Annotated in this window: 13 protein-coding genes; 10 read left to right on the top strand and 3 right to left on the bottom strand. The window is 71.8% G+C overall.

The window, feature by feature from the left end:
* Nucleotides 1–834 (top strand): diaminopimelate epimerase, encoded by an 834-nt coding sequence (gene dapF / locus EV699_RS03665; protein WP_132539076.1) that lies wholly within the window; start codon nt 1–3, stop codon nt 832–834.
* On the top strand, nt 831–1535 hold the full coding sequence (locus EV699_RS03660; protein ID WP_132539074.1) for a DUF484 family protein: 705 nt from the start codon (nt 831–833) through the stop codon (nt 1533–1535). Before dapF ends, EV699_RS03660 begins: the two co-directional genes overlap by 4 nt.
* A gap of 29 nt (nt 1536–1564) precedes the next feature.
* Here the strand turns inward: EV699_RS03660 and yihA are convergent, their stop codons facing one another.
* Nucleotides 1565–2167 (bottom strand): ribosome biogenesis GTP-binding protein YihA/YsxC, encoded by a 603-nt coding sequence (gene yihA / locus EV699_RS03655; RefSeq protein ID WP_132539072.1) that lies wholly within the window; start codon nt 2165–2167, stop codon nt 1565–1567.
* Between the two features lie 189 nt (nt 2168–2356).
* Between yihA and EV699_RS03650 the strand changes: the two genes are divergently transcribed.
* From EV699_RS03650 to queE, 8 genes are all read left to right on the top strand, one after another.
* Complete coding sequence (locus tag EV699_RS03650) at nt 2357–2965, top strand: c-type cytochrome (RefSeq protein WP_132539070.1); 609 nt, start codon at nt 2357–2359, stop codon at nt 2963–2965.
* 136 nt (nt 2966–3101) lie between these two features.
* On the top strand, nt 3102–5156 hold the full coding sequence (locus EV699_RS03645; RefSeq protein WP_132539068.1) for a cytochrome c biogenesis protein ResB: 2055 nt from the start codon (nt 3102–3104) through the stop codon (nt 5154–5156).
* A gap of 9 nt (nt 5157–5165) precedes the next feature.
* Complete coding sequence (gene ccsB / locus EV699_RS03640; protein WP_132539066.1) at nt 5166–6506, top strand: c-type cytochrome biogenesis protein CcsB; 1341 nt, start codon at nt 5166–5168, stop codon at nt 6504–6506.
* Between the two features lie 38 nt (nt 6507–6544).
* Complete coding sequence (locus tag EV699_RS03635; protein ID WP_132539064.1) at nt 6545–7183, top strand: thiol:disulfide interchange protein DsbA/DsbL; 639 nt, start codon at nt 6545–6547, stop codon at nt 7181–7183.
* Nucleotides 7170–7991: an endonuclease/exonuclease/phosphatase family protein gene (locus EV699_RS03630; RefSeq protein ID WP_243662547.1), complete on the top strand. Its 822-nt coding sequence runs from the start codon at nt 7170–7172 to the stop codon at nt 7989–7991. Before EV699_RS03635 ends, EV699_RS03630 begins: the two co-directional genes overlap by 14 nt.
* A 113-nt stretch (nt 7992–8104) precedes the next feature.
* Nucleotides 8105–8785: a 7-cyano-7-deazaguanine synthase QueC gene (gene queC, locus EV699_RS03625; protein ID WP_132539062.1), complete on the top strand. Its 681-nt coding sequence runs from the start codon at nt 8105–8107 to the stop codon at nt 8783–8785.
* Nucleotides 8782–9867: a 6-carboxytetrahydropterin synthase gene (locus EV699_RS03620; protein ID WP_132539060.1), complete on the top strand. Its 1086-nt coding sequence runs from the start codon at nt 8782–8784 to the stop codon at nt 9865–9867. The genes queC and EV699_RS03620 overlap by 4 nt, the downstream gene beginning before the upstream one ends.
* A 7-nt stretch (nt 9868–9874) precedes the next feature.
* On the top strand, nt 9875–10522 hold the full coding sequence (gene queE, locus EV699_RS03615; RefSeq protein ID WP_132539058.1) for a 7-carboxy-7-deazaguanine synthase: 648 nt from the start codon (nt 9875–9877) through the stop codon (nt 10520–10522).
* A 10-nt stretch (nt 10523–10532) separates the two neighbouring features.
* Here queE and greB read toward each other — a convergent pair whose 3' ends face one another.
* Both greB and EV699_RS03605 read right to left on the bottom strand, forming a co-directional pair.
* Nucleotides 10533–11033, bottom strand: a complete 501-nt coding sequence (gene greB / locus EV699_RS03610; RefSeq protein ID WP_132539056.1) for a transcription elongation factor GreB — start codon at nt 11031–11033, stop codon at nt 10533–10535.
* 9 nt (nt 11034–11042) lie between these two features.
* Nucleotides 11043–12572: a potassium transporter TrkG gene (locus EV699_RS03605; RefSeq protein ID WP_341540211.1), complete on the bottom strand. Its 1530-nt coding sequence runs from the start codon at nt 12570–12572 to the stop codon at nt 11043–11045.
* Between the last annotated feature and the right edge of the window lie 43 nt (nt 12573–12615).

Raw genomic sequence — 12615 nt, 5'->3', positions numbered from 1 at the left:
ATGAACCCACTGCACTTCACCAAGATGCACGGCCTCGGCAACGACTTCGTCGTCGTCGACGGCGTGCGCCAGTCCGTCGCCCTGACGCCCGAGCAGGTGCGGCGCATCGCCGACCGCCACTTCGGCGTGGGCTGCGACCAGCTGCTGCTGGTCGAGGCGGCCGGCACCCCCGGCGTGGACTTCCGCTACCGCATCTTCAACGCCGACGGCGGCGAGGTGGAGCAGTGCGGCAACGGCGCGCGCTGCTTCGCGCGCTTCGTGCGCGAGCAGGGGCTCACCGACAAGCGCGAGATCGTCGTCGAGACCGCCGGCGGCGTCATCGTGCTGACCGTCGAGGCCGACGACGCGGTCACCGTCGACATGGGCGTGCCGCGCCTCGAACCGGCGGCGATCCCCTTCGTCGCCGAAGCCCGCGCGCCGGTCTACGGGCTCGACGCCGACGGCGAGCGCTTCGAGGTCGGCGCCGTCTCGATGGGCAACCCGCACGTGGTGCTGACGGTACCGGACGTCGACAGCGCCCCGGTCGCCACGCTGGGCCCGCGGCTGGAAGCGCATCCGCGCTTCCCGAAGCGCGTCAACGTCGGCTTCATGCAGGTGGTGGATCGCGGCCACGTGCGCCTGCGCGTGTTCGAGCGCGGCGCCGGCGAGACCCTCGCCTGCGGCACCGGCGCCTGCGCGGCGGTGGTCGCCGGGCGCGTGCAGGGCCGGCTCGACGCGACGGTGACGGTCGAGCTGCGCGGCGGACGCCTGCGCGTGCACTGGGAAGGCGAGGGGCAGCCGGTACTGATGACCGGCCCCGCCACGCGGGTGTTCGAGGGGACGCTCGCGCCATGAGCACGCCGCTGTCCCTGCCCGCCGCCCTGAGCGCGGCCGACGCCGAAGCCGCGGTCGCGCACTTCCTCGCCGAGCACCCCGACTTCTTCGGCCGCCACCTGGAGCTGCTGGCCACGCTCAGCGTGCCGCACCCGGTCGGCGGCGGTGCGACCTCGCTGGTCGAGCGCCAGCTCGGGCTGCTGCGCGAACAGAACGCCGCGCTGCGCACGCGCCTGGCCGAGCTGGTCGAGGTGGCGCGCGGCAACGACCGCCTGGCGGCGCGCATGCAGGCGCTGGCGCTGGCGCTGATCGAGGCGCGCTCGCTCGACGAGGTGCTCACCGTGGTGCCGGCGACGCTGCGCGACGAGTTCAGCGCCGACGCCTGCTGCCTGCGCCTCGCCGCCACGGCGACGGTCGCGCCGCCGGCGGGCGGGGTGTTCATCGATGCCACGCAGTTCGCGCGCTACCAGCACGCGATCGACGGCGTGCGCCCGGTCTGCGGGCCGCTCGACGAGGCGCTGGCGCGCGATCTCTTCGAGACCCTGCCGGTCGCCTCGGCGGCGCTGCTGCCGCTGCGCGGCGGCGGCTGGAACGGGCTGCTGGCGATCGGCAGCCGCGACGCGGCCCGCTTCGGCCCGGGCCTCGGCACGCTGTTCCTGTCGCGCATCGCCGCGCTGGTGGTGCAGGCGCTCGAACCGCACCTGGGCCCTCTGCAGGCCTGAGCCGCCGCGCGCGGGTGGCCTTTCCCGACTCAGCCGGCGTAGCCGAACCAGACGTCGAGGCGGGCATGGGCTTCGTCGACGCCGGTGCGGTCGTGCGACGAAAACAGCTGCACGCTGGCGTGCGGCAGCTCGCTCGCCAGCGTGCGCTGCACGCTCTGCAGGGCGGCCATCGCCGCGCCGCGCTTCAGCTTGTCGGACTTGGTCAGCAGGACGTGCGTGGCCAGGCCGCGGTGCCCGGCCCATTCGAGCATCTGCCGGTCGAGCGGGTTGAACGGGTGGCGGATGTCCATCAGCAGGAACAGCCCCACCAGCACCTGCCGCGTTTCGAGGTAGCGCGACAGCACCTGCTGCCAGTGCAGGCGCACCGCGGTGGGCACCTTGGCGTAGCCGTAGCCGGGCAGGTCGACGAGGCGCACGCCGGGCTCGACCTCGAACAGGTTGATGAGCTGCGTGCGCCCGGGCGTCTTGCTGGTGCGCGCGAGCGCGCGCTGCGCGGTGAGCGTGTTGAGCGCGCTCGACTTGCCGGCATTCGATCGCCCGGCGAACGCCACCTCGCGTCCCGCCTCGGGCGGCAGCTGGTGCAGCGCGTTCGCGCTGGTCAGGAAATGGGTGTGGCGGTAGCGCTGGGTCATCGCGGCACAAGCTCGTCGAAGGGCGCGGTGGCCCCGGGTTGCGATTGAACGGAAATACCGGAACTGGTATACAGCGCCGCTGTTCTGCTCGGTTGCACAGCACTCGCCTGCGGGCTCGGTCGCGGCGCGCAGGCTGTTCGCCCGGTGGTGTCCGAACCGAACCCGGAATGCTACAGGAGTCGATTTGACATGAAGAAGCTGCTTTTGATTGCCGCTGCAGGCGTCCTAGTCGGCTCGACCGGTGTCGTCTGGGCCAAGGGCGACGCGGCCGCCGGCCAGCAGAAATCGATGACCTGCGCCGCCTGCCATGGTGCCGACGGCAACAGCGCGAGCCCCGACTTCCCGAAGCTCGCCGGGCAGAACGAAGCCTACCTGTACAAGCAGCTCACCGAGTTCAAGGGCGGCGCGCGGGTCAACCCGACCATGCAGGGCATGGCGGCGCCGCTGTCGGATCAGGACATGCAGGATCTGGCCGCGTACTTCTCCAGCCAGAAGGTCGCCCGCGGCGAGGCCGACCCCGCGCTGGTCAAGCAGGGCGAGGCGGTGTTCCGCGGCGGCAACCTCGATACCGGCGTCGCCGCGTGCATGGCCTGCCACGGCGTCAACGGCGCGGGCAATGCGGGCGCGAAGTTCCCGGCGCTCGCCGGCCAGCACGCCAAGTACACCGAAGCGCAACTCGTCGCCTTCCGCGCCCTGGGCCGTGCCAACGACCCCGGCCAGATGATGCGCAACATCGCCGCGAAGCTGAGCGATGCCGAAATGAAGGCTGTCGCCTCCTACATCCAGGGGCTGCAGTGAGACGCGGTGCCGCGGGCTCCACGCCCCGCGGCACCCTGCGCACCGAGGGTGGCCCGAGGGCCACCCTTTTTCATTGGCGTGCGCGGCGGGCGAACCTTGCACCGCGCACCCGGTCTATGCCGTGCCCGTGCCCACGATGACCGCTCCCTTGCCCACGCCCGACGCCCCCAGCCCCGACCGGCCCCGTCGTCCGCGCCGCACCTTCGGCAGCCTGCTGCTGGAGCTCCTCGGCTCGATGAACCTCGCGATCACGCTGCTGGTGGTGGTCGCGGTCGCCTCCGTCGTCGGCACGGTGCTCAAGCAGAACGAGCCCTACACCAACTACGTGATCAAGTTCGGGCCGTTCTGGTTCGAGGTGTTCCGCCTGCTCGGGCTCGACGACGTCTACGGCGCCCCCTGGTTCCTCGCCATCCTGGCCTTCCTGCTGGCGTCGACCAGCGTCTGCATCTACCGCAACGCGCCCGGCATGCTGCGGGAGATGGGGCACTTCCGCACCGAAGTGCAGCTGAAGTCGCTGCGCGCCTTCCACAACCGCGCGCAGTGGGCGCTGCCGGGCGGTGAGCGCGAGCGGGTGCTGGCGACGCTGCTCGCGGCGCTGCGCGCGCAGGGCTACCGCACGCGCGTGGTCGAGCAGGCCGACCACACCCTGGTGGCGGCGATGAAGGGGGCGGTGAACCGCCTCGGCTACCTGTTCACCCACCTCGCCGTGGTGGTGATCTGCCTCGGCGCGCTGTTCGACGGCAACCTGTTCCTGAAGCTCAAGGAATGGAGCGGCGACGTGCGGCTCGAAACGCGCGACCTGCCGGCACGCGACTACGGGCCGGCGAGCCGCCTGGTGCCCGGCGCCACGCCGTCGTTTCGCGGCAGCGTGATGCTGCCCGAGGGCAGCGTCGCCAATTTCGTGTTCGTGCGCCTGCGTGACGGTGCCTTCGTCCAGGAGCTGCCGTTCGCGGTCGAGCTCAAGGCCTTCCGCGTCGAGCACTACGCGACCGGCCAGCCGAAGAACTTCGAGAGCGACGTGCTGATCCACGATCGCCAGCACCTCGCCGAGCCGATGGCGGCCACCATCCGCGTCAACCACCCGCTGGTGTACCGCGGCTACGCGATCTACCAGAGCGACTTCGGCGACGGCGGCTCGCTGCTCAAGCTCAAGGCCTGGCCGCTGGCCGGGCAGCGCGCCGAGCCGCCCGCGCTCGAAGGGCGGGTTGGCGAGAAGCTCGCGCTGCAGACGCCGCAGGGGCCGCGCACGCTCGAAATCGACGACTTCCGCCTGTTCAACATCCTGCCGGTGCCCGAGTCCGAGCAGGGCGACACCCCCGAGAAGAAGGTCCGCAACTTCGGCCCGAGCTTCACCTTCCGCCTGCGCGACGCCGCCGGGCAGGCGCTCGAGTACCAGAACTTCATGGCGCCGATGCGCCTCGGCGGGCGCGACTACTTCCTCACCGGGGTGCGGGGCTCGCCGGCGGAGGACTTCCGCTACCTGCACATCCCGGCCGATGCGGCGCTGTCGCCGGCGCGCTTCCTGCGCTTCGTCAACCTGCTCCAGCAGTCGCAGCGACGCGACGCGCTGCTCGACGAGCGCAGTGCCGCCGGTGCCGAGCCGGTGCCCGCCGAGATCCGCGAGGTGCGGCGGCGGCTGGTGGCGCTGTTCGCCGAGGGCGGCGTCGACGCGGTGATCGGGCGCGCCCGCAGCGTGGTGCCGGCCGAGCGGCTCGAGGAGGCCACGCGCCTCTATCTCGACATCCTGCGCAGCAGCCTCGGCGAGCTGTACCTGGCGGTGCTCGCCGAGGAGGGGGTCAAGGTCGACCAGGGCATCGGCCCGACCGAGGAGCGCTTCTTCAACGACGCCCTCAACGCGCTGGCGGTGCTGCCGGCCTACGGCGCGCCGTTCTACCTGCAGCTCACCGGCTTCGAGCAGGTGCAGGCCTCGGGCTTGCAGATCACGAAAAGCAGCGGCCAGAATGTCGTCTACTTCGGCTTCGCGCTGCTGATCGCCGGCGTGTTCCTGATGTTCTACTCCTCGCACCGGCGCCTCTGGTCGCGCGTGGCGCCGACCCCCGACGGCCTGCTGGACGTGCTCGTCGCCGGCACCGGCAATCGCCACCAGGGCGAGTTCGAGCGCGAGTTCGACACCCTGCGCGCGGGCCTCGCGCGCCACTTCGGGCCGGCATCGGGTCCGCACGATCACTAGGAGGTCGCCATGGCCGTCACGCGTGAACAGCTCGTCGAAGACTTCGAACGCCCCTCGCTGCTGCGCCGCCTGTCGTGGTTCGACGGCGCCTGGGCGCTGCTGCTGGTGCTCGGATCGGGCTATGCGTACCGGCTCTACCATCCGTACATGGACGCCTACGAGGTGGCCATCCAGGCCGCTGCCACGCTGGCGCTGATCGCCTGGGGCTGGTACTGGAAGCCGGTGCGCGGCCTCACCCTCGCGGTCGCCGCGCTCAGCCTGTTCGCGCTGTGGCGCTACGGCGGCAGCCTCGCGACGGCGCAGACCGACTTCTTCCTGAAATACCTGCTGGCGAGCCAGCAGGCCTTCATGTGGATGAGCGCGCTGTACGTGTTCGCCACCCTCGCCTACACGCTGATGATGTTCACGGGCTCGGCGTTCGTCGGTCGCACCGCGACCGCGCTGACCTGGTCGGCGACGGCGATGGGGCTCGCCGGCCTGATGGTGCGCTGGCGCGAGTCGTACCTGATGGGGACCGACATCGGCCACATCCCGGTCAGCAACCTCTACGAGGTGTTCATCCTGTTCGCGGTGATCACCGCGCTGCTCTACCTCTACCACGAGGGACGCGCGGCGACGCGGACGATGGGCACCTTCGTGCTGCTGGTGATCTCGGCCTCAGTCGGCTTCCTGCTCTGGTACACCTTCGATCGCGAGGCCTACCACATCCAGCCGCTGGTGCCGGCGCTGCAGAGCTACTGGATGAAGATCCACGTGCCCGCCAACTTCATCGGCTACGGCGCCTTCGCGTTCGCGGCGATGCTCGGCGTGGCGGCGATCCTGGCACAGCCGCGGCCGCTCGCGCCCGAGCGCCGGCGCGTGGTGCTGCCGCTCGCCGCTGCGGGCTTCGTCGTCGCCGGCGCGCTGCTCGCGGCCGGCCTGAGCGCCGGCGACGCGGGCTTCGGCGCGACGCTCGACGCCTGGGCGATGCTGCCGGCGACCGTCGCGCTGCTGTTCGTCGTCGCCGCCTGCCAGGGCCGCCTGGCCGCGCAACTGCCGGCGCCGGCCCTGATCGACGACATGATGTACAAGGCGATCGCGCTCGGCTTCGCCGCCTTCACGGTGGCGACGATCCTCGGCGCGCTGTGGGCGGCGGAGGCCTGGGGCGGCTACTGGTCGTGGGACCCGAAGGAAACCTGGGCGCTGATCGTCTGGCTCAACTACGCTGGTTGGCTGCACCTGCGCCTCACCAAGGGGCTGCGGGGGACGCCGATGGCGTGGTGGGCGGTGATCGGCCTGTTCGTGACCGCGTTCGCCTTCCTCGGCGTCAACATGTTCCTCTCCGGGCTGCACTCCTACGGCACGCTGTGAGCGCGCCGGCGCCCTTTTCCTGACCGGTAAACGATGCGATGACGACCCTGCTGCGCCGCTTCCTGCTCGCGATGCTCGCGACCCTGCCGCTGCTCGCCGGCGCGGCCGATGCGCCCTTCACCGCCGGCAAGCACTACCGGGTCCTGCAGACGCCGGTGGCGACCTCGACGCCGCCGGGGCAGGTCGAGGTGGTGGAGCTGTTCTGGTACGGCTGCCCGCACTGCTACGCGCTCGAACCGGTGATCGAGGGCTGGCTCGCGAACAAGCCCGCGGCGGCGACCTTCGTGCGCATTCCCGCGCCGCTCAATCCGCAGTGGGAGGTCGGCACCCGCACCTACTACGCGCTGGAAGCCCTGGGCTTGCTCGACAAGCTGCACCGGCCGTTGTTCGACGCCATCCACCGCGAACACCGCAACCTGTTCAGCGAGGAGGCGGTGGCGGACTTCGTCGCCGAGCAGGGCGGTGACCGCGACGCCTTCATCCGCGCCTACCGCTCCTTCGACGTCGACGCCAAGACCCGGCGCGCGCGCCAGCTCACTGGCCAGTACCGCGTCACCGGCGTGCCGTCGGTGATCGTCGCCGGCAAGTACATGACCGACATCGGCATGGCCGGGTCGCCGCAGGCGCTGATCGAGCTCATCAACTTCCTCGTGGCCCAGGAACGTGCCCCGGGCTGAGGCGGCGGTGCCGCGCGAGACCGGGCTCGTGGAGCGCCTGCGCCTGCGCCTGCTCAGCTACAACATCCAGTCGGGGCTGTCGACGCGCCGCTACTCGGACTACGTCACGCGCAGCTGGAAGCACCTGCTGCCGGTGCCGTCGCGGATGAACAACCTCGACGGCATCGCCTCGATGCTGAGCGATTTCGACATCGTCGGCCTGCAGGAGGTCGACACCGGCAGCCTGCGCAGCGGTTTCGTCGACCAGGCCGCCTACCTCGCCAGCCGCGGCGGCTTCCCGTTCGTGCACGACCAGACCAACCGCCGCATCGGCATGATCTCGCAGCACAGCAACGCGCTGCTGTCGCGCTTCCGCCCGAGCGCGATCGACGAGCACCGGCTGCCCGGCCTGATCCCCGGGCGCGGCGTGCTCGCGGTGCGCTACGGTAGCGGCGAGGACGCGCTGCACGTGTTCATCCTGCACATGGCGCTCGGCCGGCGCGGGCGCGTGCAGCAGTTCGACTTCCTCATACGGCTGATCGGCGCGCACCGCCACGTGATCGTGATGGGCGACCTCAACTGCCGGGTCGACAGCCCCGAACTGCTCGCGCTGCTGGCGGCGACGGGCCTGTCCGAGCCCGCCCCCGACCTGCACACCTTCCCGAGCTGGAGCCCGAAGCGCCAGCTCGACCATATCCTGGTGTCGCCGTCGATCGAGGTCGAGCACGTCGAGGTGCTGCAGCACACGTTTTCCGACCACCGCCCGCTGGCGATGCGGGTGGCGCTGCCGCGACGCAGCGTGTTCGGGGCCGTGTCGACGTATCAGTAGGCGGGGCTCCGGGCCGGCGGGGGCGGGGCCGCTTGCGGTACCTGCGCCGGCGCCGCAAACGCGCTAGAGTGCCGCTGCCGCGCCCGTTCGCCCCGCTGTCCCGGTAACGCCCCATGCCCCGCTGTCTCGTCGTGCTCTCCGGTGGTCAGGATTCGACCACCTGCCTGTACTGGTCGCTCGCCCGCTTCGGTGCGGCGAACGTCGACACCGTGACCTTCGACTACGGCCAGCGCCACCGCATCGAACTCGACTGCGCGCGCGCGATCGCCGCGCTCGCCGGCGTGCCGCACACGGTGCTGCCGATCGACACCTTCGCCGCCCTCGGCGGCAACGCTCTCACCGAATCCGCGATCGCCGTGCAGGCGGGGGTCGAGGCCGACGGCCTGCCGAACACCTTCGTGCCCGGGCGCAACCTGATCTTCCTGACCTTCGCCGCGGCGCTCGCCTATCGCCGCGGCATCACCGAGCTGGTCACCGGCGTGGCGCAGACCGACTACAGCGGCTACCCGGACTGCCGCGAGGCGACGATCCGGGCGCTGCAGCAGGCGCTGCGCCTCGGCATGGAGTGGGAGGGCACGCTCCACACGCCGCTGATGTTCCTCTCCAAGGCCGACACGGTGCGCCTGGCGCGCGATCTCGGCGCCCTGCCGGCGCTCGCGCTGAGCCACACCTGCTACAACGGCGTGCAGCCGCCGTGCGGCGTGTGCCCGGCCTGCCGGCTGCGCGCGCAGGGCTTCACCGAGGCCGGCATCCCCGACCCGCTGCTCGAACGCTTCGGGGGCGCGGCCGCGTGAGCGCCACGCTGTACCGGCTCGCGAGCGCACCGTTCGAGGCCGCCTGCCACGTCGGCGCGCTGCCCGAGGGGCACCGCGCGCGCCGCCTGCACGGCCACAGCTACCTCGCGCGGGTGCGTGTGCGCCACGCCGCGGCCGATGGTCCGTGCGACTGTGCCGGGCTCGCCGGGCGGCTCGCCGCCACCGTCGCGCCGCTCGACTACGCCTACCTCAACGACATCGTCGCCGAGCCGACCGACGAGAACCTCGCGCGCTGGATCGGCGCGCGGCTCGACCTGCCCGGCGTGGCCGCGCTCGGCATCCAGAGCACCCCGCTCGCCGGCGTCGACCTCGATGCCGGGGGCGGCGCGCACGTGTGGCGGCGCTTTCGCTTCGAGGCGGCGCACCGGCTGCCGCACGTGCCCCCCGGCCACCCGTGCGGGCGCATGCACGGGCACGGCTTCGAGGTCATCCTGCACGCGCAGACCGCGCTCGGCACGCGCGACCTGGCGCTCGACCACGACCACCTTGCGGCGCTGTGGGCGCCGCTGCACGCCGAGCTGCACCACGCCTGCCTGAACGACCTGCCGGGCCTCGCCAACCCGACCAGCGAGCTGCTCGCGGCGTGGATCTGGGCGCGGCTCAAGGGCGTGCTGCCCGAGCTGTCGTGGGTCACCGTGTACGAGACGGTGAGCGCCGGCTGCCACTACGACGGCCACCATTACCGGATCTGGAAGGAGCAGCGCTTCGAGGCCGCGCTGCAGCTCACGCGCGCCGCCGCCGGCGACCCGCGCCGCGGCCTGCACGGCCACAGCTACGTGGTGCGCCTGCACCTCGCCGCGCCGCTCGACACGGTGATGGGCTGGACCGTCGATTACGGCGAGGTCAAGGCGCTGTTCGCGCCGCTCTACCAGCAGATCGACCATCACCGGCTCGACGCGCTGCCCGGCCTCGACCAGGCCGATCCGGCGAGCCTCGCGCAGTGGCTGCGCGAGCGCCTGCACGCGGCGCTGCCGGCGCTCGACCGCATCGACCTGTTCGAGACCCCCGCCTGCGGGGTGGCGCTGTGCTGGGGCGGGCTCGGCCCGGCCCTGCCGGGGTGAGGCGGCGATGGGCTACGCGGTGAAGGAGATCTTCTACACGCTGCAGGGCGAGGGGGTGCGCAGCGGGCGCCCCGCGGTGTTCTGCCGCTTCAGCGGCTGCAACCTGTGGAGCGGGCGCGAGGCCGATCGCGCGCGCGCGACCTGCCGCTTCTGCGACACCGACTTCGTCGGCACCGATGGCCCCGGCGGCGGGCGCTTCGCCGGCGCGGCGGCGCTCGCCGCGGCGATCGCCGCGCAGTGGCCGCGCGCCACCCACCCGAAGGCGCGCCCCTACGTGGTGTGCACCGGTGGCGAGCCGCTGCTGCAGCTCGATGCCGCGCTGATCGAGGCGCTGCACGCGCGCGGCTTCGAGGTGGCGGTCGAGACCAACGGCACGCTGCCGGCCCCGCCCGGGCTCGACTGGATCTGCGTGAGCCCGAAGGCGGACGCCGCGCTCGCGCTGCGCGCAGGCGACGAGCTCAAGCTCGTCCATCCGCAGGCCGAGCCCGAGGCGCAGCCGGAGCGCTTCGTCGACCTCGATTTCGCGCATTTCCTGCTGCAGCCGCTGGACGGCCCGCAGCGGGCCGCCGCGACCGCCGCCTGCGTCGCCTACTGCCTCGCGCACCCACCCTGGCGCGTGAGCCTGCAGACCCACAAGCTGCTCGACATCCCCTGACGGCGCGACGCTAGCCCTCGTAGCGGATGCCGACGATCCAGTAGCTGGCCTCGCCGCCCGGCGTCTGCACCCGCACCTCGTCGTCGCGCTGCTTCTTCAGCAGCGCCCGGGCCATCGGCGAGTCGACGCTGATCCAGTGCTGCTCCGGGTCGAACTCGTCGGCGCCGACGATGCGCAGGGTGCGCGTCGCGCCGTCGGCGTCCTCGAGCTCGACCCAGGCGCCGAAGTACACGCGCGAGCGGTCGGCCGGGGCGCGCTCGACCACCGTGAGCACGTCGAGGCGCTTGGAGAGGAAGCGCACGCGCCGGTCGATCTCGCGCAACTGCTTCTTGCCGTAGGTGTATTCGGCGTTCTCCGAGCGGTCGCCCTGGGCCGCGGCCTCGGCCACGGCGCGGGTCACCTCGGGGCGGCGCACCTTCCACAGGTACTGCAGTTCGGCGTTCAGCCGTTCGTAGCCGGCGCGGGTGATGTAGGGCGAGGCGGGGGCCTGCGGCGGGCGGTAGCGCGACATGGATCGGCCTCAGCGCCAGAACGAGGGCTGGAACAGCAGCAGCAGCGGGAACACCTCGAGCCGCCCGATCAGCATCGACGCGGTGAGGATCCAGACGGCGTCGTCGTTGAGCGGGGCGAAGCTGCCCGCGGTCTGGCCGAGGCCGACCCCCATGTTGTTGATGCAGCCGGCAACCGAGCCGAAGGCGGTGATCAGGTCGACGCCGGTCATCGCCACGCCGACCGAGCACGCGCAGTAGGCGAAGATGTACAGGAAGTAGAACGCGAGCACCGCCTGCATCACCCGCTCGGGCACGGTGCGGTTGCCGAGCTTGACCGGGATCTGCGCCGTCGGCCGGATCAGCAGCTTGACCTCGCGCTGGCTCTGCCGGTACAGCAGCAGGAAGCGCACCGCCTTGATGCCGCCGCAGGTCGAACCCACGCAGCCGCCGAAGAAGCTGCCGAGCAGCAGCACCAGCACCACCCAGTGCGGCCAGTCGGGGTAGCCGGCGGTCACCAGGCCGTTGTCGGTGATGACCGACGCGGTCTGGAAGAAGCCGTGGTAGACCGCCTCCCACGGCGGGAAGGTGCCGCTCAGGTAGAGCCCGGCGATCGCCACGCCGATCAGCGTCCACATGACCTTCATGGCGAAGCGGAACTCCTCGTCGGCGAGGATCGCGCGCAGGCTGCGGGCGCGCCAGGCGAAGAAGAACAGCGCGAAGTTGACCGCCGCCACCAGCGAGAAGAAGCCGGCGACGAGTTCGATCGCCGGGCTCTGGTAGTAGCCGATGCTCGCGTCGTGGGTGGAAAACCCGCCGAGCGCGAGGGTCGCGAAGCTGTGGCAGACGGCGTCGAAGAGGTCCATGCCCGCCAGCAGGAACGCGGCCGTGCAGAGCAGGTTGAGCCCGACGTAGATGAACCAGAGGTTCTTCGCCGTCTCGGTGATGCGCGGCGTGAGCTTCTCGTCCTTCATCGGCCCCGGCGTCTCGGCGCGGTAGAGCTGCATGCCGCCGACGCCGAGCATCGGCAGCAGCGCCACCGCGAGCACCACGATGCCCATGCCGCCGAGGAAGTTGAGCTGGGCGCGGTAATAGACGATCGCCCGCGGCAGCGTGTCGAGCCCCGACAGCACCGTGGCGCCGGTGGTGGTGAGCCCCGAGACCGCTTCGAACACCGCGTCGACCAGCGGCATGTGCGGCGCGTCGGCGAGCATGAAGGGGATCGCCGACAGCAGCGACAGCGTGAACCAGAACGCCACCACCACCAGGAAGCCGTCGCGGTTGCGCAGGTCGATCTGGTGGCGGCGCAGCGGCAGCCAGCAGGCGAGCCCGGTGCCGAGCGACAGCGCGCCGGCCTGGACGAAGGCCATGCCGGCGCCGTCGCGGTAGATCGCGGCGACCAGGACCGGCGGCAGCATCGTCACCGCGAACATCATCAGCAGCAGGCCGAACAGCTTGACGCTGGCCTTGATCGGCGCCACCGGCAGCGGCAGGCCGACGGCGCGTTGCGGGCGCGGGTCGAGTGCCCGCGCGGCGGCGGGGCGGTGGCGTGGCGCGTTCACGGCGCGCAGGCCGGCTGGGCATCAGCGCACATGGGGGTCTCCG

It is taken from the genome of Plasticicumulans lactativorans, assembly GCF_004341245.1.
Lineage (GTDB): Bacteria > Pseudomonadota > Gammaproteobacteria > Competibacterales > Competibacteraceae > Plasticicumulans_A > Plasticicumulans_A lactativorans.
Note: the sequence above shows the minus strand (reverse complement) of the source record. Positions and strands in the feature narration are given on the sequence as shown.

Excerpts from the sequence above, each read along its gene's own strand:
- dapF (WP_132539076.1), top strand. The coding sequence starts at position 1 with ATGAACCCACTGCACTTCACCAAGATGCACGGCCTCGGCAACGACTTC.
- EV699_RS03660 (WP_132539074.1), top strand. The coding sequence starts at position 831 with ATGAGCACGCCGCTGTCCCTGCCCGCCGCCCTGAGCGCGGCCGACGCC.
- yihA (WP_132539072.1), bottom strand. The coding sequence starts at position 2,167 with ATGACCCAGCGCTACCGCCACACCCATTTCCTGACCAGCGCGAACGCG.
- EV699_RS03650 (WP_132539070.1), top strand. The coding sequence starts at position 2,357 with ATGAAGAAGCTGCTTTTGATTGCCGCTGCAGGCGTCCTAGTCGGCTCG.
- EV699_RS03645 (WP_132539068.1), top strand. The coding sequence starts at position 3,102 with ATGACCGCTCCCTTGCCCACGCCCGACGCCCCCAGCCCCGACCGGCCC.
- ccsB (WP_132539066.1), top strand. The coding sequence starts at position 5,166 with ATGGCCGTCACGCGTGAACAGCTCGTCGAAGACTTCGAACGCCCCTCG.
- EV699_RS03635 (WP_132539064.1), top strand. The coding sequence starts at position 6,545 with ATGACGACCCTGCTGCGCCGCTTCCTGCTCGCGATGCTCGCGACCCTG.
- queC (WP_132539062.1), top strand. The coding sequence starts at position 8,105 with ATGCCCCGCTGTCTCGTCGTGCTCTCCGGTGGTCAGGATTCGACCACC.
- queE (WP_132539058.1), top strand. The coding sequence starts at position 9,875 with ATGGGCTACGCGGTGAAGGAGATCTTCTACACGCTGCAGGGCGAGGGG.
- greB (WP_132539056.1), bottom strand. The coding sequence starts at position 11,033 with ATGTCGCGCTACCGCCCGCCGCAGGCCCCCGCCTCGCCCTACATCACC.